This window comes from Runella sp. CRIBMP, assembly GCF_009905605.1.
Lineage (GTDB): Bacteria > Bacteroidota > Bacteroidia > Cytophagales > Spirosomataceae > Runella.
Genome location: NZ_JAAAKZ010000013.1, coordinates 68317 through 89112 on the forward strand (window position 1 = coordinate 68317; position 20796 = coordinate 89112).

General features: G+C 46.0%; 15 protein-coding genes. 7 read left to right on the plus strand and 8 right to left on the minus strand.

What is annotated here, in order from left to right; genetic code table 11:
* Positions 1-20 precede the first annotated feature (20 nt).
* The 4 genes from GVN20_RS23040 to GVN20_RS23055 all read right to left on the minus strand — a co-directional run bounded on the left by GVN20_RS23040 (position 21) and on the right by GVN20_RS23055 (position 3983).
* Entirely contained in the window at positions 21-1385 is a 1365-nt protein-coding gene (locus GVN20_RS23040; protein ID WP_166560605.1) for a lactate utilization protein B, read from the minus strand.
* 81 nt (positions 1386-1466) lie between these two features.
* Positions 1467-2201 carry a (Fe-S)-binding protein gene (locus GVN20_RS23045; RefSeq protein ID WP_166560606.1) on the minus strand — a complete coding sequence of 245 codons (735 nt, stop codon included), beginning with the start codon at positions 2199-2201 and terminating at the stop codon, positions 1467-1469.
* A gap of 78 nt (positions 2202-2279) precedes the next feature.
* The gene (locus tag GVN20_RS23050; RefSeq protein WP_229599166.1) at positions 2280-3419 is read right to left on the minus strand and encodes a VCBS repeat-containing protein; all 1140 of its coding nucleotides are present in this window, start codon (positions 3417-3419) and stop codon (positions 2280-2282) included.
* Between the two features lie 213 nt (positions 3420-3632).
* Complete coding sequence (locus GVN20_RS23055) at positions 3633-3983, minus strand: hypothetical protein (protein WP_166560608.1); 351 nt, start codon at positions 3981-3983, stop codon at positions 3633-3635.
* A gap of 430 nt (positions 3984-4413) precedes the next feature.
* Between GVN20_RS23055 and GVN20_RS23060 the strand changes: the two genes are divergently transcribed.
* Complete coding sequence (locus GVN20_RS23060) at positions 4414-5379, plus strand: SGNH/GDSL hydrolase family protein (RefSeq protein ID WP_166560609.1); 966 nt, start codon at positions 4414-4416, stop codon at positions 5377-5379.
* 20 nt (positions 5380-5399) lie between these two features.
* Here the strand turns inward: GVN20_RS23060 and GVN20_RS23065 are convergent, their stop codons facing one another.
* On the minus strand, positions 5400-5849 hold the full coding sequence (locus GVN20_RS23065) for a GNAT family N-acetyltransferase (protein WP_114066840.1): 450 nt from the start codon (positions 5847-5849) through the stop codon (positions 5400-5402).
* A 61-nt stretch (positions 5850-5910) separates the two neighbouring features.
* Complete coding sequence (locus GVN20_RS23070) at positions 5911-6867, minus strand: patatin-like phospholipase family protein (protein ID WP_166560610.1); 957 nt, start codon at positions 6865-6867, stop codon at positions 5911-5913.
* Positions 6868-7192: 325 nt separating this feature from the next.
* Here GVN20_RS23070 and GVN20_RS23075 point away from each other — a divergent pair, with 325 nt between their 5' ends.
* Positions 7193-8167 (plus strand): polyprenyl synthetase family protein, encoded by a 975-nt coding sequence (locus GVN20_RS23075; protein WP_114462026.1) that lies wholly within the window; start codon positions 7193-7195, stop codon positions 8165-8167.
* A 10-nt stretch (positions 8168-8177) separates the two neighbouring features.
* Here the strand turns inward: GVN20_RS23075 and GVN20_RS23080 are convergent, their stop codons facing one another.
* Together GVN20_RS23080 and GVN20_RS23085 are read right to left on the minus strand one after the other, a co-directional pair.
* Entirely contained in the window at positions 8178-8534 is a 357-nt protein-coding gene (locus GVN20_RS23080; protein ID WP_166560611.1) for a transmembrane 220 family protein, read from the minus strand.
* A 178-nt stretch (positions 8535-8712) separates the two neighbouring features.
* Complete coding sequence (locus tag GVN20_RS23085; protein WP_166560612.1) at positions 8713-11364, minus strand: sodium-translocating pyrophosphatase; 2652 nt, start codon at positions 11362-11364, stop codon at positions 8713-8715.
* Between the two features lie 326 nt (positions 11365-11690).
* On the opposite strand from GVN20_RS23085, the gene GVN20_RS29790 reads away from it, so the two are divergent.
* The 5 genes from GVN20_RS29790 to dnaE all read left to right on the plus strand — a co-directional run bounded on the left by GVN20_RS29790 (position 11691) and on the right by dnaE (position 20767).
* Entirely contained in the window at positions 11691-13853 is a 2163-nt protein-coding gene (locus GVN20_RS29790; RefSeq protein WP_229599167.1) for an ATP-binding protein, read from the plus strand.
* Positions 13854-13889: 36 nt separating this feature from the next.
* Positions 13890-14936: a M20/M25/M40 family metallo-hydrolase gene (locus GVN20_RS23095; protein ID WP_166560613.1), complete on the plus strand. Its 1047-nt coding sequence runs from the start codon at positions 13890-13892 to the stop codon at positions 14934-14936.
* A 145-nt stretch (positions 14937-15081) separates the two neighbouring features.
* The gene (locus tag GVN20_RS23100; RefSeq protein ID WP_166560614.1) at positions 15082-15369 is read left to right on the plus strand and encodes a nucleotidyltransferase family protein; all 288 of its coding nucleotides are present in this window, start codon (positions 15082-15084) and stop codon (positions 15367-15369) included.
* Complete coding sequence (locus tag GVN20_RS23105) at positions 15353-15796, plus strand: DUF86 domain-containing protein (RefSeq protein WP_166560615.1); 444 nt, start codon at positions 15353-15355, stop codon at positions 15794-15796. The genes GVN20_RS23100 and GVN20_RS23105 overlap by 17 nt, the downstream gene beginning before the upstream one ends.
* Positions 15797-15805: 9 nt before the next feature.
* Positions 15806-20767 carry a DNA polymerase III subunit alpha gene (gene dnaE, locus GVN20_RS23110; RefSeq protein ID WP_166560616.1) on the plus strand — a complete coding sequence of 1654 codons (4962 nt, stop codon included), beginning with the start codon at positions 15806-15808 and terminating at the stop codon, positions 20765-20767.
* Positions 20768-20796 lie beyond the last annotated feature (29 nt).

The window sequence follows — 20796 nt, forward strand, 5'->3', positions numbered from 1 at the left end:
CAAGGCTTGCCCCTACTTCCTCACTTCTCACCCCTGTTTTTCTTGTACCATTCGCCAAACGATTCCTTGGGTGGCTCGGGCATTTCGCGTTGTTTGAACCAAGGATTGAATGAATTATTGACCACAAACGGGGCATTGGCCATGGCAAACCGGCCGATTTTTCCCGACAAATGATACACGGTCGGATTGGACAAAACCGCCGACATCACTTTCATGCTCAGCGTTTTAGCGGTAGGCGAATGTCCGCTTTTCGTCAGCACCTGACGCCATTCATATAACTGCTCGTGGATGTTGATTTTAACGGGGCACACATTCGAACAACTACCGCAAAGGGTACTGGCAAAGGGCAAATCTGCATTTTTGGTCATGTCCAGATTGGGCGCTAAAATGGCTCCAATCGGCCCCGCAACTGCATTGTGATAGCTGTGCCCGCCGCTGCGCCGATACACGGGACAGGTATTCATACAGGCCCCACAGCGAATGCATTTGAGCGAATTGCGGAACTGCTCGCGGCCCAATTGCACCGTACGGCCATTGTCCACCAACACAATGTGCATTTGCTGCCCTTCGCGTGGTTTACCAAAATGACTCGAATATGTCGTAATAGGCTGCCCAGTAGCGGAGCGCGTCAGGAGGCGCAGAAAAACGCCCAAGTGTTCGCGTTTGGGAATGATTTTTTCGATGCCCATGCACGCTATGTGTACATCAGCCAAGTGTGCGCCCATGTCGGCGTTGCCTTCGTTGGTGCAGACCACAAACTCGCCCGTTTCGGCCACGGCAAAGTTCACGCCTGTAATGGCCACACGGCGCGTCAAAAACTTCTCTCGTAGGTTTGCGCGGGCCGCGTGGGTCAATAAAACGGGGTCGGCACAGCCTTCAGGCGTTCCTAAATGTTTATGAAATAAGACACCGATTTCTTCTTTTTTCCAGTGAATACACGGCAACACGATGTGGCTCGGTGGCTCGTCGGCTAGCTGCACAATGCGCTCACCCAAGTCGGTATCAATCACCTCTACGCCGTTTTCTGTCAGGTATGGATTGAGGTGACACTCTTCGGTCAGCATCGACTTACTTTTTACGATTTCCGTCACGCCTTGGCTTTTCAGAATCGAAAGGACAATTTGGTTATGCTCGTGGGCATCGGCCGCCCAATGCACTGTAATGCCGCTTTTCTGCGCATTTTTCTCAAATTCAATCAAATAATTGTCTAGGTTAGACAACACGTTGTGCTTGATTTGAGAGGCGGTTTCGCGGAGTTGTTCCCATTCGGGAATGGCAAAAGCCGCGCGGTCGCGCTTTTGGCGCACCCACCAGAGCGTTTCGTCGTGCCAAGTAGTACGGTCAAAATCCTTATTAAACTTTTCGGCGGCGTCAGCGTGGTTCATTTTTTTCAGGTATTAAAGGTTGCTCACAACCCGATACGACAATCACGTGGCCGATTTGAGAATCTACCACTACATTCGAAATCATTTCGCATTTAGAATCTCAGCGATGTGCATTACTTTGATGGGCAATTGACGACGGCGAATAACCCCCTCCAAGTGCATCAAACACGACATATCGCCTCCGGTCAGAACTTCGGTGCCGTTTTTGATGTGGTCATCTACGCGGTCGATACCCATCCGTACCGAAACGGCTTCTTCGGCTACACAAAATGTACCGCCAAATCCGCAGCATTCATCCACCCGGTCGAGCTTTACTAACTCTAAACCAGTAACCATCTTCAATAGTTTTTCGGGTTTAGAAAATGGCGGTGCCACCAACTCCGACATCTGGGCTACATGCAGCCCGCGCTGCCCGTGGCAACTCTGATGCACTCCTACGCGATGCGGGAAATGGGCCGTTAAATTTTCAACCTTTAAGATATCAGTCAAAAACTCCGTGAGTTCATAAATGTGCGTCCGCACGTGCGTTGCTTCGCCCTCACGTTTGTCGTCATGCAGGTGGTCTTTGATGTGTAGCACACAACTTCCCGACGGAGAAACGATATAATCAAACTCGGAGAAGTTATTGATAAACAAACGGTTACAATCGTGCGTCAGGTGCTCATAACCAGAATTGGCCATGGGCTGACCGCAGCACGTTTGTTTGGCAGGATACGAAACCTGACATCCAAACCTCTCTAATAATTGAAGCGTAGCAATACCCACTTGCGGGTAAAACTGGTCTACATAGCAGGGAATAAATAAGCCGACTTTCATAACACAAACTTACATCATTCCCCGCTAAAATGCTGTCCTGTGGACACCTGTAGAGGAATTTTAATGCATCCGAAAGGGTTACTTTTTTTGCTGCAAAAACACGTGTACCCCTTTTTTGTTCGCCACCACAACATCCGGAAGGCGGTCGTTGTTCATATCTTCCGTCACAACGTGCAAGCCTACGCCCGAGTTATTGTCAATTTCGTGCGGGGTCCAAGTAGGCGTTGGGCCGGGCTTGAATTCAAACCAGTACAATACCGCTGGCTGAAACTCTCCGGGGTCGTTGCCATTGTGCGCAAAATAACGTTTCCCCGTCACCAAATCTTTTTGTCCATCGCCGTTGATATCAACTAAACTTAGTCCGTGTGTCTGCGAAAACGCTTTATATATTTCATGCTTCGTCCAAGTGGGGTTACCTTGTCCGTCTTTGCCCTGCTCGTGCCACCACATGCCATAGGCGTGAGCCGAAGTGCTGATGACGTCTTTCAACCCATCCTGATTCACATCAAGCAGGTACATTTGCGAGCAATCTTCACCCAAATTTGCCTTATGAAATGCCCAATTGGGCTGTTTACGATCGGCAGGTGCTTCCCACCAACCTTCTTTGATAAGCACATCTAGCCGGCCATCATCGTTCATATCTACCAACCCCAGGCCGTGGGTGAATCGGTGCGTACCAGGAATATTCCCTTCCGCAATCACCGTTTTTTCCCACTGGGTATCGCCTTTTTTGGTGGGAGATTTCAACCATATAATCTGTTTTGATTCAGAATCGTTACCCACAATATCGGGGCGGCCATCACCGTCAATATCGCCAAAATAAGGAGATTCATTACCCAACGATTTGCTGATTACATGTACTTTCCAGTGGCCTGGTTTATTCTGTGGGTTTTCGTGCCATACCACTGGAATTCCGGGATAATCTACCCGTATCAAATCAATCCATCCATCTTGATTGACATCCATACTAAAATTCAGGAACGAATTACTGTAGCCTCCATTGACCGTAAAAGTATCTCCTTTGGCGATTTCGTGGCGTTCCCAGTTGGGTGCCTGAAACCAAAATGCCCCCGCCATAACGTCCTTCTTTCCGTCATGATTTACATCCCCTACCGCCACACCTTCCGAAAAAAACATCTTGGTCAGTACCTGTTTTGTAAAACTCACGTCTCGCCCCTTCTGCGCATAAACGGTCGTTATTCCTGCAAAAAGAGGCATGAGGGTAATCAATATTATTTTGCAATTTTTCATGTATCGGTTTGAATTAGGTGCTAAAACATAAAATGGTCAATCATTAGCTATCTACTTAATTCTGCCTTTACTTTTATCAATTTACGGCCATTTATCGGTCACACAGTTTAGTTACAAAAAAATGCCCCCAACTTTGGAGGCATTCGTTTTTCCCAAAAATTAGGTGGAGGACAAGAAATCTCAAATAAGCAGATGAATCATGGCCCGTAAAACACCACCCGTGAAAGGCCATTTCAGATAAGCCGTCGGTCGGTTAGGGATAGGCATTTCCGTAAAACCGCCTTCATTTGCCCCAACAAACACGATAGGGATATTTTTTTGAATTCTCCGCTCAGCGCTCAAAATGAGTTTACTGTAAGAGTCTTCGCAAATAATTAAATCAGGCTGAAGCGCAAAAATGCTTTTGAGGAGCTCGTCAGAAGCAGAAGCCAACACACGTAAAACTTCGAATCCTGGCTCTTCTATCATCTTTTCAATCGGATGGGTACAGGCCGTACTGTCCTGAAGAAGGAGTGCTTTAATGGTTGTCATGAATGAGTTAGGGTAAAGTATTAAGACGTAAAAATATAAAATAGTATATGAAAATTTAACAAATGGTATATTTTTTGTAAATAAATTTTTCAATTCAAAATGCCATTTATCAACATCCTGAGATTTTATTGAACGAATCCAATTCACTTTTCGCTTCTTTGATTTAACTTTACTTTTCAAGCAAAAAACGAAAGTTAAAAAGTCGACAACTATCTCAAATTCTCATTTTTATCCTAAATTGAAAGTGTATATACGCAAAATATGGCGCTTTGGATTCTAAAGAGTTACATTCTTTAAAAAAAAGTATACGCGCCCTTTTTATTACATTTAAATAGTTCATACCATGGGTTCAGAAATTATTGCTGAATGGCAGGGTTAGGTTTCATCCAGAATCACTTTTTAATTATATCCCCAATTGACTTTTTTACATATGAATTCAATATTCAAGAAACACAATCAATACAAGACGTTTTGGTATATTATCTTTTATTTTTTTTCTCTTTCAACAACCATAGCCAGTGGTCCCAACCCCTTCCCAAAAAAAATCCACCGAATTGTCTTTATCGGCAACAGTATCACCTATGCGGGGCAATTTATCACCAACATCGAGGCCTACCTTCTGACGCATTACCCCAATAGGCGTTTTGAATTCATCAATGTGGGCTTGCCCAGCGAAACCGTTTCGGGGCTTTCGGAGCCCAACCACGCGGGCGGAAGATTTGCCCGACCCGATTTGCATGAGCGTCTCGAACGGGTACTGACCCAAACCAAACCGGACTTTGTTTTTGCCTGTTATGGCATGAACGATGGCATCTATCTGCCTTTAGATGAAGAACGCTTCCGAAAATTCCGCGAAGGTATCACGTGGTTGCACGCCCAAATTGCGGACTTAGGCGTACCAATTGTCCACCTCACACCGCCTATTTATGACGAGCTCAAAGGCAAGGCCGTGGGCTATGCCGCCGTACTCGACACCTACTCAGAATGGTTATTGAGCCAACGCAAGACCCAAAAATGGGAAGTAGCCGACCTCCATTTTCCAATGAAAACTTATTTGGATGAACACCGCCAGAACAATCCCGACTTTGCACTGGCCAAAGACGGCGTTCATCCCGACGCTTTGGGGCATTGGCTGATGGCTAAACAAGTCTTGGTGTATTTGGGAGAAAAAGGGCTGGATGCAGCAGAGGACGTTCAAACCACTTTGGCTATTCATCCAAACGGAGAGGAGATTTTGAAATTGGTCGCGGAGCGGCAACAACTCATGAAAGATGCTTGGCTAACCTCCACTGGCCACACCCGCCCCGAAATGAAGGTGGGTCTACCAATGGAGGATGCCCGAAAAAAAGCCAAAATGATAGAGAAACAACTCCGTGAGTTGCTCAAAAAGAAATAAAGAAGCAGACTATAAAATCGCTAAAAATCCAAGTGACAATTAATCCAGCCCTCGTCAAAGCGGGTGCCGTATTTTTTGTAAAACTGGATGGCTGGTTCGTTCCAATCCAGCACTTGCCACATCATACCAGTACATTGGGTATTTTTTGCTTCTTCTACCGTCACATCAAAAAGTTGTTTGCCTAGGCCATACCCGCGCATTGATTCCGTCACCACGATGTCTTCCAAGTAGAGGCGTTTGCCTTTCCACGTAGAATAACGATAGTAATACAACGAAATCCCCACCACTTTACCGTCGACTTCCGCCACAAATAAGCCAAAAATCGGCTCAGGGCCAAATCCATCTTTGAGCATCATTTCGGGGGTATTGGTGACTTGTTCAGGGGCTTTTTCGTACAAAGCAAGTTCCTGAACCAATTCAAATGCCTGGGGTACATCTTCAGCGGTACCTCTGCGAATCGTAATATTCATTCTTAAAATAAAAGTATAGTATAGTAAATTTCAATTCCTCCATTTGACCGCCGAAATGCATCTATGCATTTTGGGGCGACTCACTGGGAGCCGCACTGGGCGTATTCAAAATGGGCAACCCATTTTCCTGAATGTATTCAAATCCCGTTTTGTAGCCTTGAACAATCAACCGCACGATGTCGTCCGAATTAAATTTCAACATATCGAGGTGCAAGGGTTCATGCGGACGCACCACCGATAATTTCAGAGCCCGACCTTTCAGCCCTTCTTTTTCAACGTAGTTTTGCCCCCAAGCAATGTCGCTATTAACAATCTGGTTTACGTTAATATCCTTTACCCGGTCCAGCAGTTTCAGCAGATTACGATAGTTTACGGGCTCATCATAAATATGCTCTGCGTGGCAGGCTATACACACAATTTCGGTGGCTCCATCTTCCAGTGCTGCTTTGAGCGGGGCTACTACCCGAAGCCCTCCGTCTAAGTACGCCGCTTTCCGTTGACCTTTGATGTGGATGGCTGGCATCAACGTAGGCAACGAACTACTGGCCATGATGTATTCCAAAAAGCTTTCATCTTCGGGCGTGGCATACACCATTTTTCCACTTACAACATCTACCGCTCCTACTTTGAGTTTAACAGGGCTATTTTTGAGAATAAACTCATTGAGGTTTTTTCGGATAAGGGTATGCAGAGGAGTCGTGTCTAGCAATCCATCAAAACGGCTCATCAGGGTATCTATCCCCAAGGTAAGGCGCGACCGCACGATGGCGATGTCTTCGGGGTGGGTAATGTTTTTTATCCAGAACTCAATCAATTGACGGCTAATACCCGGCCAGTCAATTGCCTTTTTCTCAATATGTTGCTTACCAGCAGCATTTACCAAAAAGCCAGCGTTAAGGCTACCGACAGAAATCCCGTATATCATTTCGGGTTCAAAACCACTTTCCAATATCGCCTGAATTACCCCCACCTGAAAAGCGCCCTTCAGGGAGCCTCCTCCAAGTACCAATGCCTTCATAGTATGTTATTATTATTTATCAAAAAGTGGCCAACATTGCCCTTTTCTATCCTTTGTTTTGTATTCATAAACAATGCCGTTTTTGGTATTTTGCCCTCAAAAATATTTTCTTATTCTAAAAAAAGGGGAATGTCATTACAGTTATTGTCGCTCGGTTGAAACAAATTATAGAACTTTCGTGTAATGTTAACAGATTTTGTCCCAAATTTGGCGTTTGTCCCATAACAAAACAAGTAAAGATACCGATAGGCTGAATTTGTCATTAGTATACGGCTAACCTGCCCACCCATTACTCGGGGTTGTCCGTACACTTTTCCCTGAAATTATGTCTCTTTCCATTAAAGATATTCAAGCCCCCATCTCCTCCGAAATGGACGCCTTTGAGCGAAAATTTCGGCAATTTATGAAAAGTGAGGTCATGCTTCTTGACCAAATCATGAATTATATCGTGCGTCGAAAAGGAAAACAACTCCGTCCGATGTTTGTTTTCTTGACGGCTGGTATTAGCGGTTCCATCACCGAGGCTACGTATCGGGGAGCAGCCCTCATTGAATTGCTCCACACCGCCACGCTCGTCCACGACGACGTGGTTGACGACTCCAACTACCGACGCGGTTTTTTCTCGGTCAATGCCCTCTGGAAAAACAAGATTGCGGTATTGGTGGGCGATTATCTTTTATCACGCGGGCTATTACTCTCGGTTGATAACCAAGACTTTAGTCTTCTGCAAATTGTCTCCAACGCTGTTCGAGAAATGAGCGAAGGCGAGCTTCTTCAACTCTCAAAAGCGCGCCGCTTGGACATCACGGAGGATGTCTATTTTGAAATTATTCGCCAAAAAACCGCCTCGCTTATTTCTTCCTGCTGCGGCGTGGGGGCACGCTCTGCGGGAGCATCTGAAGAATTGGTTGACAAAATGCGCCAATTTGGCGAGAAGGTAGGGCTCGCCTTTCAAATCAAAGATGACCTGTTTGATTTTGGAGATGCCGAGGTAGGAAAACCCCTCGGTATTGACATCAAAGAGAAAAAAATGACCCTGCCGTTGATTTACGCCTTACGTCAAACTACTTGGACCAAAAAACGGCAGATCATCAATATCATCAAAAATCACAGCGACAAGCCCCAAAAAGTAGCCGAAGTCATCCAGTTTGTTCGTGACTCTGGCGGGATTCAGTACGCTACACAGGCCATGCAAAAACTGGTCGAGGAAGCCAAGGCTATTTTACACTCCTTTCCTGAGTCCAACTACCGCAATTCACTGGAAGGCTTAGTCCAATATACCATCGAAAGAAGCAAGTAACGAGCGTCTTTTACTTCCCCAATCTGGTGCGTAAGTAAGCCATCAACAGCATTCCTACTCCGCTCACTGTTAGTCCCAGAGATTCGCGGGCGAGCTCGATGTTAATGCTCCGCATTTTCATTTCTCCCCAAAATACGCCTTCATACTGGGGTGGCCATTGCTGATAGGAAGCAAAAAAATAGGCCAGTGCCATCACTACAAAAACATAAGGACGCGGCGCCTTGGCGAAGTAGATACTCAAGCAAGCTGCCACGGCAATACCGTAGATGGGCATCCATACCTGAGGGTCGGGGTCGTTGTATTGAACAACCACGAAATAAACAAACAAAAGGGCAAACAGCAGGGAAACAATCTTAGTTAGGTTCATAGTCAGAAGAAAAATTAGCGGATTTGCAAAGTATGATTTCCGAAATACGATTACTGAAAAACAGTTATTGGGTGTGCAAAACGTTTTTGACAAATTTATGTGTTCACCCTGTCACAAGCAAAAGCCTTGCTCCAAAAACGGTCAGAGCAAGGCTTTTTATATAAATCAGGAATAGTTCCTATTTTTTCGTCACCCGAACCGAGATACGGCGGTTCTGAGCACGCCCTTCTTCGGTGTCGTTGGACGCTACTGGATATTGGTCGCCGTAGCCTTCTGAGTCAATCCGGCTGTTGTCAATGCCCATCGCTACCAATTCAGCTTCAACGGCAGCCGCGCGGTCGCTCGACAGTTTGAGATTGGCATTGGCATCACCTGTGTTGTCGGTATAACCGCCCAATTTGATATTTACCGCTGGAAATGCTTTCATAATTTCGGAAACGTTCTTCAATTGCTCCTGCGACTCCGGCTTCAACGTTGCTTTACCTGTTTCAAACAACAAACGGTCAAAATCAAACCAAGTCGTTTTATCAACGGGTTTGTCAGAACGAATAAAGTCAATCAAGCCTACTTCAATAGGGTTGCCATTAGCGGCAATATTGAGTTCTAAGCCGTTGTCAAGTTTCAACGTTGCGGCGCTAGTGATGGTACCGTTTTCGTTGTTTTTAGTTACGTTTACCTCCATTGTTTCTTTCATGGCAGTATGGTCATGGCCACCTTTTACGGCGATATAAGGAGCAATTACCAACGACACGATAGACATCAACTTAATCAAAATGTTCATAGAAGGCCCCGAAGTATCTTTGAATGGGTCCCCTACGGTATCTCCCGTTACGGAAGCCTTGTGTGGTTCCGATTTTTTGAAATACATCTGACCGTCAATCATTACTCCTTTTTCGAATGATTTCTTAGCGTTGTCCCACGCACCACCGGCATTTGATTGGAAAATCCCCATCAACACACCTGATACGGTCACCCCTGCCAACAAACCACCCAATACTTCAGGCCCCATGGTGAACCCAACAAGTACTGGCGTAATCAAGGCAATGGCACCTGGCAAAATCATTTGCTTAATAGACGCCTCGGTAGAGATGGCCACGCATTTTTCGTATTCGGGTTCGGTTTTGTATTCCATGATACCAGGAATCTCGCGGAACTGACGACGCACTTCGTTCACCATTTCCATGGCTGCTTTACCTACCGCTGAAATACACAACGCACTAAAAATAAACGGAATCATCCCCCCAACAAACAAGCCCGCAAGTACGTCGGCTTTGTAAATGTCAATTTGGGTAATGCCCGCAATTCCAACGAAAGCCGCAAACAGGGCGAGCGAAGTCAAGGCGGCCGAAGCAATTGCAAAACCTTTGCCAGTGGCAGCAGTGGTGTTACCAACGGCATCCAAGTTGTCGGTACGCTCGCGTACTTCTGGAGGCAACTGCGACATTTCAGCGATACCACCCGCGTTGTCGGCAATCGGCCCGAAAGCGTCAATCGCCAACTGCATGGCCGTAGTCGCCATCATTCCTGCGGCTGCGATAGACACGCCATAAAGGCCCGCAAACTTGTACGAAAGAATGATACCACCCGCCAACGTTAAAATTGGCAACACCGTTGATTCCATACCCACGGCCAAACCTCCGATGATGTTGGTAGCATGACCCGTTCCTGATTTTTCGATGATTGACAACACAGGACGCTTGCCCATGGCCGTGTAATATTCGGTGATATAAGACATCAACGCACCTACAACCAAACCCACCACGATTGCATAAAACACCCCGTCAGAGGTAAATTCAAAGCCGCGTAGGTTGAGGGTCTCGGGTAAAATATTTTTTACTAAAAAGTAAGAAGCCACAAATGTAATTCCAATTGAAGCCCAGTTACCGATGTTCAAGGCATTTTGTACGGATGAAGTTTCTCCTTTGATACGTACAAAGAACGTGGAAACCAACGACGCCAACAGACCCACCCCCGCAATCAGCATCGGGAGCAATACGGGCGAAAAGCCTCCGTAGTTATCTTCTACACCAATTTCTTGGCCTAAAACCATTGTTGCCAAAATCGTGGCAACATACGAGCCAAATAAGTCGGCACCCATACCCGCCACGTCACCTACGTTATCGCCCACGTTGTCGGCGATAGTGGCAGGGTTACGCACGTCGTCTTCTGGAATACCTGCTTCCACTTTACCCACAAGGTCGGCGCCCACGTCGGCCGCTTTTGTATAGATACCACCACCCACACGTGCAAAAAGCGCGATAGATTCTGCACCCAACGAAAACCCAGCCAAGACTTCGATGGCGGTTTTCATTTCGTCGGAGGTCAGCGGTTTACCCGCCGCGAAGATGTTATAAAACAAGATAAAAAGGCCTCCTAAGCCCAAAACCGCCAAACCTGCTACACCCATTCCCATCACAGAACCACCCGTGAAAGAAACTTCAAGGGCTTTGGCCAGCGACGTCCGCGCCGCTTGTGCGGTACGTACGTTGGCTTTGGTGGCGACTTTCATACCGATGTAACCCGCAGTAGCCGACAACAACGCACCAATCAAAAACGCGACGGCAATGAGGGGTGAAGAATGGATAGGATGCTCAGGCGTGCCTTCATCAGAACCTAACCAAAATAATAAAATGGCCGTGGGAATGGCGAAATAAGCCAGGATTTTCCACTCGGCTTTAAGAAAAGCAATGGCTCCGTCGGCGATGTAGCCAGAGAGTTTTTGCATGTTTGCGTCACCGGCTGGCTGGTTCGACACCCAGCTGAAACGCCAGGCCGTGTACAATAGCCCCAAGACACCAAAAGCAGGAACGAGATAAACGATATTATTCATGCGTAGTAGTTAGGATATTTGATTTAAGGTTTAAAAAAAATTCGGGCAAATATAGCAGAACCTAGCCCATTTACCCAATGCCCAAGGTAGGAATTTGCTTATTTTATATCGCTTTTGTACTATTTTTACGACTATCGAGACTCTATGAATGCCCCATTTTCGGTCGCAATGGGCAAATGCTATTTTTCATTACAGCGTAAATAGGATCTGTTTTGGGAGTCCATCTATAGTAAGTCGTGTATGTCTTATTAAAATATAATGATTGTTGTCTAAATTTGCCAAAGCAGCCACAGTCCTCCCTTTGAGCTGCAAACAGCCCCTTATCTATGAAAAGAATGCTTTGCCTCTGCTTTTTTTTACTTCCGTATTTGGGCCCATGCCAAAAAACTGGAATTACTATTCAAACGGGGCAGCTGTTTTTCAAGGATGACCACTGGAAATTTATGGCCGGAGATTCATCAGCATGGGCGAATCCAAGCTACGATGATCGTCATTGGAAAAAAGCAACCACCTCACTACGGGACAATAAGGATCTTTGGAAAGCAAAAAAAGGCTGGTTTAGGTTAAAATTCAACCTTTCTAAAAAGTCCTTAAAAACGGACTATTCCCTCATTGTAAAACAATTTGGCCACTCCGAACTGTATTTAGATGGGAAATTGGTGGCGACAACCAACAACTCTGATCCACAGGATTCAGCATCGCAGCTCAGGCTTATGCAAATCCCGTTTACCGTCAAAGACACCAATACTCACGTTTTAGCCCTGCGATACTCATTTCGTTCGTCCCCGCTCTATTACGCCTCAACCGATGAAGATGCTTTCAAGCTCTGGCTTGAACCATCGCATCAGTCTATGCTCAACCAATTGGTCAATACTGCTTGGAATGCGGGCGTCGGCGGTATGCTGACGGGATTGTTTGGGATACTCTCCCTACTTCATTTTCTTTTTTTTCGCGCCAACTCTAATCAAAAGGTTCACCTGATCTTAGCCTTTGCCACTTTTTGCTTTACTGTCCTGTTTGCGCTCAGTATTGTAGATGGCTTTACGGGAACTCTTACCCAAAAATCATTGCTGGATGTAGGGCAGACGTTAAGCATTCATCTGGCTTTTGGCTTGTTGTTGACTGCCGTTTACACTTTTTTAAAACGCCGACACGGTTGGTTCTTTTACTTTATTATTATCTCGTTGGTGGTTAGTTTTGGCTATCAATGCTTTATCGGGCCTTTACCTAATGGCCAATTTTTCATTCCTTTTTTTCTGGTGTTAATCGATTATATCAGAGTGAGTTGGCTGGGAAAACGACAGGGTGGTTCTGATAATAAATTACCTTGGAATTCGCTCCGTTTCTCCTTTTTTGCTTTACTGCTATTGATTCTTTCGGGAATCATAATGGGAATTGTGCAAAGCCTCACTGGGCTGGGAGACAATGCTTTTATCTTAGCTTTTGTGCTGCTTATTTTTGTTTTTTCAGTAGTGCTAAGCATTCCTATTGGCCTATCGCTCTCTTTGGTACAAGACTATACCCACACGTACAAATCCATGCGGCTGCATCTGGAAGAAGTCCAAAAACTTTCGGCCAAAACATTAGCTCAAGAGCAGGAAAAACAACATATTCTGGCTACCCAGAACGAAACCCTTGAGCGTCAGGTAATGGAGCGAACCGCCGAGCTGAATCAGTCGCTCGAAACCTTGAAAGCTACGCAAGCCCAACTCATCCAAAAGGAAAAAATGGCCTCACTCGGAGAGTTGACCGCGGGCGTGGCCCATGAGATACAGAATCCGCTCAATTTTGTCAATAACTTCTCAGAAGTCTCCGTGGATTTATTGGACGAGCTACAGGAAGAAAGGGAAAAATCTCTCGAACAACAGGACGTCGAGCTCGAACAGGAAATTCTGGCCGACTTACGACAGAACCTCCAAAAAATCACCCATCACGGGCAGCGGGCCAGTTCGATTGTGCGCAGTATGCTCGCGCACTCGCGCATATCATCGGGCCAAATGGAGCCAACCAACCTCAACGCCTTGGCCGACGAATACCTGCGGCTCGCCTACCACGGCCAACGAGCAACCCACCCAACTTTTAACTGCCAATTAATCACCGATTTCAGCGCCGATATTCCGACCCTCCACCTTGCCACACAGGACATAGGACGCGTATTGCTCAACCTGTTTGGCAATGCCTTTTACGCCCTTCACCAAAAACAGCAACTTATTGCTGAAGCCTACGAACCAACAATTTGGGTAAGCACCGCTTTAAAAGAAGACAAAGCCGTAGAAATTCGCATCCGCGACAATGGGCTGGGCATTCCGCAAGCCATTATTCAAAAGGTTTTTCAACCGTTTTTTACCACCAAACCCACGGGCGAGGGCACTGGGCTCGGGCTGTCGTTGTCGTACGATATTGTCACCAAAGGCCATCAGGGAACGTTGGACGTGACGAGTACCGAAGGAGAAGGGACGGAGTTTGTTATCACGCTGCCTGTTAAATAAGAACAATTAATTATTCCACATCCACTCATAAAAAAGATGCAAATCTTCTATATTCGTTCAGCATCCATCCTTATTTATGCCGTTTTTACGCTACAATGCCTTGCCCAACCTTCCGTTTCGGAAGTTTGGGTTTCAGAATCATTACTGAAAAAACACGTTTATACATTAGCTTCCGACAGCTTACAAGGGCGAGAAACGGGAACCATCGGGCAATTCAGAGCCGCTGGTTATTGTCTTGAAACTTTTAATAAAAATCATTTACAACCTATTTTTCAGTTGGATAGTGTAGGGGGGAGTTTCTTACAAAAATATTACTTTACACCCGCTTTAGTGTCTTTTTTTGGCAGGATGGCTGTCGTAGCCAAGCGTAGTGAACTGTCAAATCCCCCATCGGCTGAAAATAGTCAAGTACTATTTGCCCATAACGTGGGCGGTTTGCTCGTGGGCACGGACCTAAAAAACGAGATTATTATTATTTCTGCTCACTATGATCATTTGGGAAAGCAGGGAAACCTAATTTACAATGGAGCAGACGACAATGCCTCCGGTACGGCCTCGGTGTTGGCCATAGCCGCCGCCTTTGACAGTCTAGTGCAGCAGGGCATCAAGCCGCGTCGCAGTATCTTATTTTTATTATTTTCGGGCGAAGAAGGCGGTCTGATAGGCTCCCAGTATTTTGTGGCGGCAAGTCCTTTTGCCATGAGTCAAATCCTCTGCAATCTAAACGTCGATATGGTGGGACGAACCGATTGGAAACACCGAAAAAAAACCAACTACTGCTACTTGATTACGGGAAAATCAGATACTGAGCTAAAACAAACCATTGAAATCGCCAACCAACAAACGGTCAAGCTTAGTATCGACTACAGCTATGATTCAGAAAACGACCCCAGTCAATTTTACTATCGTTCTGACCATTACAATTTTGCCAAAAAGGGCATTCCGATTGCCTTTTTTATGGACGGCGAACACCCTGACTATCACCAACCTTCGGATACAGCTGACAAAATCAACTACAACATACTACAAAAACGAGCTACTTTGATATTTCAAAGTGCATGGATGATGGCGAATCCGAAGTAGACGATTTTTCGCGGCAATACCATTTACCAGACTCCGCTTTTCATTGCAGCTTCATTGAAAAAAACGTAACTTTGGGTAAACTTTCACCAAAGCAAAACATAAATTTTCCTTCATTAAACCGCCTTACGATACTCCATTGAGTCCTATGCAATCTCTCAAAGACATCTTGCACTATTTGGCAAATCCAAATTTTTACCAAACATACAACTTGGAAAGAATCGGGGTTTTTGGCTCAATGGCGCGTGGAGAAGTGGCCAATGATTTGGACTTATTGATTGATGCCGACCCACGAGATTTCAAAAAATGGATCCAATTTAAAGAGAAAATCGAATCTGACTTGGCTATTAAAGTAGATATTATGTTTGAAAAATATGCCGATCCAATCATTCTACACAGAGCAAAAAAAGAAGTAATTTATGCGATCAGATATTAAAAATGATTTAGTCTATTTGCTCCGAATTCTTGAATCTATTGGAAAAATACAACTCTATATCGCTGATTTTGAGGAAGCACTTGGCTTTTTTAAAGCCAATGACCAGCAAAACTTTAATGCTTCCCTAATGTTGCTTATTAATATTGGTGAGCAAAGCAATCGAGTGAGTGATGCATTAAAAACAAAGCACTCAAGTTTAGCTTGGTCTCAAATTAAAGGGTTTCGTAATCGAATCGCTCACGACTATATTGGTATTGACCGTTTTATCACTTTTGATATTCTTCAAAATGAATTGCCTGCATTAAAAGGTCAATTAGAACTTATTGTACGCTTGGAAATGCTGGATGGAAATTTTGACAGAGAAGAATACGAACTCGCTCAAACCAGTGAATACTATACCCATATTGATTATAAAAACATTGCTTAATACCCCAATATGCAATTCTCCCACCTCCACTGCCATACCCAATACTCCCTACTCGACGGCGCGGCCGATATAAAAAAGCTGTTTAAGAAAGCCAAAGCCGACGAGATGCCCGCCATCGCCATCACCGACCACGGCAACATGTTCGGTGTGTTTGAATTCGTGGCCGAAGGCCACAAAACGGGCATCAAGCCCATTGTGGGCTGTGAGTTTTATTTGGTAGAAGACCGCCACAAAAAACAGTTTACCAAAGAACAAAAAGACGTACGCCGCCACCAACTGTTACTGGCCAAAAACGCCGAAGGCTACCGCAACTTAGCCAAACTTTGCTCGCTGGGGTTCATTGAAGGGATGTATGGCAAGTACCCGCGTATCGACAAAGAACTGTTGGTAAAATACCACAAAGGACTTATCGCCACTACCTGCTGCATTGGGGCAAGTGTGCCGCAGGCCATCATCAAAAAAGGCGAAGAAGCTGGGCGGCAAGAGTTTAAATGGTGGTTGGATTTATTCGGTGACGACTACTACGTAGAAATCCAACGTCACGGTATCCGCGACCAAATCATTGCCAACGACGCCCTGCTCAAATACGCCAAAGAGTTCAACGTCAAGGTGATATGCTCCAACGACAGCCACTATGTAGAACAAGACGATGCCAACGCGCACGATATTTTACTTTGTGTAAACACTGGCGATAAACAAGCCACCCCCACCAATAAGGATTTTGACGACGCCAATCCGATGCCCAAAGGCACCCGCTTTGCGTTTTTCAACGATGAATTTTATTTCAAAACCAAATCCGAAATGCTCAAGACGTTCAGCGACCTACCCGAATCGCTGGACAATACGCAGGAAATCGTGGATAAAGTAGAATTGCTGAAGCTCAACCGCGACATTCTGCTGCCCAACTTCCCCATTCCAGAAGAATTTAAGAAGCACACTATTTCTCAAATGATTGACTTCAACGGCAAGATGAAAGAACTCACCGCCGACGTCCTCAATCAATGGGAATACCTCAAACACTGGACCTTTGAGGGCGCACGGAAGAAATACAAAGAGATTACGCCCGAAATTGAAGAGCGCCTCAACTTTGAGTTGAACACCATCAAAAACATGGGTTTCCCTGGCTACTTCCTCATCGTGGCCGACTTCATTCAAGCGGGCCGCGATATGGGCGTGCTCATCGGCCCTGGGCGCGGCTCGGCGGCGGGGAGCGCGGTGGCCTACGCGATTGGTATCACCAACATCGACCCCATCAAGTACGACCTGCTGTTTGAGCGTTTTCTCAATCCCGACCGTATCTCCATGCCCGATATTGATACGGACTTCGACGACGAAGGCCGCCAAAAAGTGATTGATTATGTGGTGCAGAAATACGGCAAAAACCAAGTAGCGCAAATCATTACCTACGGCACTATGGCCGCCAAATCGTCCATCAAAGACGTGGCGCGAGTCATGGACCTGCCGCTGGCCGAAGCCAACGCCGTGGTGAAGTTGGTGCCTGATAAGCCTACTTACAACATGAACCTGAACAAGGTTTTTAACGTACCCATCGAAAAAATGGCGGAAATCATTTCGCCCGATGAGGTCGAAAACCTGAAAAAACTGCGCGAAATGCTCAAAGGCAACGACCTCACTGCCAGAGTATTGAAGGAGGCGCAGAAGCTGGAAGGCACCGTCCGCAACGTGGGTATCCACGCGGCAGGAATCATCATTGCGCCCGAGGATTTAACCAATCTGATTCCCGTTAGTACTTCAAAAGAATCAGAATTGCTCATTACGCAGTACGAAGGAAAAATCATTGAAGATGCGGGCGTTATCAAAATGGACTTTTTGGGGTTGCGCAACCTCACCATCATCAAAGAAGCCCTGCGCATGATTGAGGCCAACCACGGCGTCAAAATCGACATCGACTATATTCCGCTCGACGACCCCAAAGTTTTTGAACTCTTCCAACGCGGTGATACCAACGCCGTGTTTCAGTTTGAATCCGACGGCATGAAAAAATACATGCGTGAGCTCAAACCCGACCGTTTTGAAGACCTCATCGCCATGAATGCCCTCTATCGTCCTGGGCCAATTGCCTATATTCCCAACTTTATTAATCGTAAACATGGACGTGAAAAAGTCGAATATGACCTTCCCGAAATGGAAGAATATTTGGCAGATACCTACGGGATTTGTGTGACAGGCGACACGCTCATCCATGATGCTAAAACGGGAGAAAGAGTACGTATTGATAGCCTTCAGCACCGCGTAGGCACGTTCTGGGTACAGGGAGTAAACGAAGCTTTGCAGCCCCAAAGCGCCCCTATTACCCATTGGGTTTGCAACGGTGAAAAAGAAGTGTTAGAACTTACATTAAAAAATGGTAGTCGCGTGAAACTGACCGCCGACCACCAAGTTTTGACCGAAACAGGCTGGCGTAAAGCAGGAGAATTAGGTGTAGGAAGTGCCATTGCTACACCTCGAAAATTGTTGGTTGAAAATGAAAAGGAATACGACCGTGACAAACTGCGCGTTTTGGCCTACATTTTGGCCGATGGCTCATTGAGTGGTTGTGGTGCTACTGCCGATTTTGTTTCAAAATCCCCCGAACTGATTCATGCTTATACCGATAGCCTCAACGCCTTTGAACGCGTGGAAGCCCGCACGTTACAACAAGTACGAGACGTAACCCGTGTGATGGTGGCAGGCACTGAGAAAACGCATTACCACGAAACAAATTCGTTGGTATTTCAACTACGTGAATGGGGATTAAAAACAATGAAAGGCGGTTGTCGTTCAGACGAAAAATTTGTACCTGAGTTTATTTTTGGTCTTTCGGAAGATACGATTGCTTTTTTCTTGGCATCACTTTGGGATTGCGATGGTCATATTGCCAATGATTTATGCCATTTCAAAACCATTTCGCCACGATTGGCCAACGACGTCAAGACCTTACTTTTACGGTTAGGAATATATAGTATCACTTACGAATCTTATTATCACAACAATCGCCGTGACCAAGAAATGACCGCCTACCAAGTAACGGTCTATAACTTGAAATCATTTGCTGAGTTCATTGCCCCACATTTGGTTGTGAAATCAATGAAAGAGGTAAAATTAACGGGCCACGAAGTACACGATTCTATTTCAAGACAATTATTTTTAGATGAATTGGGGCAAGTTTGGAAAGGGTCAGGACGAGGGCTAATGGAAAAATACGGTTTTGACCGTCAGCATCTTTTACCCCATAAGATTGAAAAATGCCCTCGTATAAGTCGTAGTGCCGTTTTGCCGCTCACCAAACAACTTCCGCTCGAACGCACTTCGCGGATTTTAAATGTTCGTTGGGAGGAAATTACTGAAATTCGGTCAATCGGTAAGGAAAAAGTGTATGATATTACGGTAGCAGGAATCCACAATTTTGTAGGTAACAACATCATTCTTCACAACTGTACCTATCAAGAACAGATCATGCTTCTCTCGCAAAAGCTAGCCAATTTTACGAAAGGCGACGCCGACGTTTTGCGGAAAGCGATGGGGAAAAAGCAAATTGAGGTCTTGAACAAAATGAAGAGTAAGTTTGTGGAAGGCGGTAAGAAAAATGGCCTCGACGAAAAGAAACTCGACAAAGTTTGGACCGACTGGGAAGCCTTTGCTTCGTATGCCTTTAACAAATCGCACTCAACTTGTTATGCGTTTGTGGCTTACCAAACAGCCTACCTCAAATCGCACTATCCGTCGGAATACATGGCGGCGGTGATGACGAGTTCGTTGGGCAACATCGAAAAACTCACTTTCTTTTTGGAGGAATGTAAGGCCATCGGCCTGTCGGTACTCGGCCCCGACGTCAACGAATCGGAGCGGCGATTTGGTGTCAACAAACGCGGCGAGATTCGCTTTGGGCTGGGCGGTATCAAAGGCACGGGCGACGCCGCCGTGGAAAGCATCATCGAAGAGCGCGACAAAAACGGCCCATACAAAGATATTTATGATTTTATGACCCGCGTCAACTTGCGGACTGTCAACAAAAAAACCATTGAATCGCTGGCCTACGCGGGGGCGTTTGATTTGTTTGAGGACTTCCACCGCGCTCAATATTTTACGACGATAGACGGGGAGCAACAAAATCTCATCGAAAAGCTCATCCGCTACGCCAACGCCGTGCAAGCCGAAAAATCCAACGCCCAAGCCTCGCTGTTTGGAGGATTTGGCGGCGGTCGGTCCGACATTGCGCGACCCAAAGCGCCCAACGTGGAGCCATGGGGCGATATTGAGCGGTTGCGTTTTGAAAAAGACGTAGTAGGCTTCTACATCTCTGGCCATCCACTCGACATGTTCCGACTTGAACTCGACAACTTCTGTACCTGCACGCTCGACCGCGTCATGGCAACCTCCGAGCTCGTCGAAACGAGCGACGAGGAAAGCCCCGAAACCACTGGGCCCGTCAACGTCGAAATTGGCGGAAAGCCGCTGTTGTTTGGCAAAGACGTGACCGTGGCGGGCATAGTGAGCAGTTTTCAGATTCGGACCACCAAAACGGGCAATCCGTTTTGTATTTTTAAACTGGAAGACTACGCCGGCTCGATGGAAATGGCGCTTTTCGGCGAAGATTTCGTAAAGTTTTCGGCCTACATCCAAACGGGTCACTTCCTATTTGTGAAAGGCAAAATCCAAAACCGCTGGAAGTCAGAAGACCAATACGAGTTTAAAATCAGCTCAATGCAGCTACTAAGCGAAGTGCGCGAAAAACTCACCAAAGAGATTCGTTTACAGTTGGATCTAGACCTGCTCGACGGGGTATTGGTGGCCAAGCTCAACGAAGCCGTGCAGGCGCATCCTGGCAACTGCTCGCTGTCGGTTTCGGTATTAGACAACCTCACCCGTACCGAGATAAAACTCCAATCCCGACTCCACCGCGTAGCCCCCACCAACGCTTTTTTCAAACTGCTAGAAAGCATGGGCGGCGTGAAGTTTTCGGTGAATTGATGGACAAAATAAATTTGAAACATATCTTT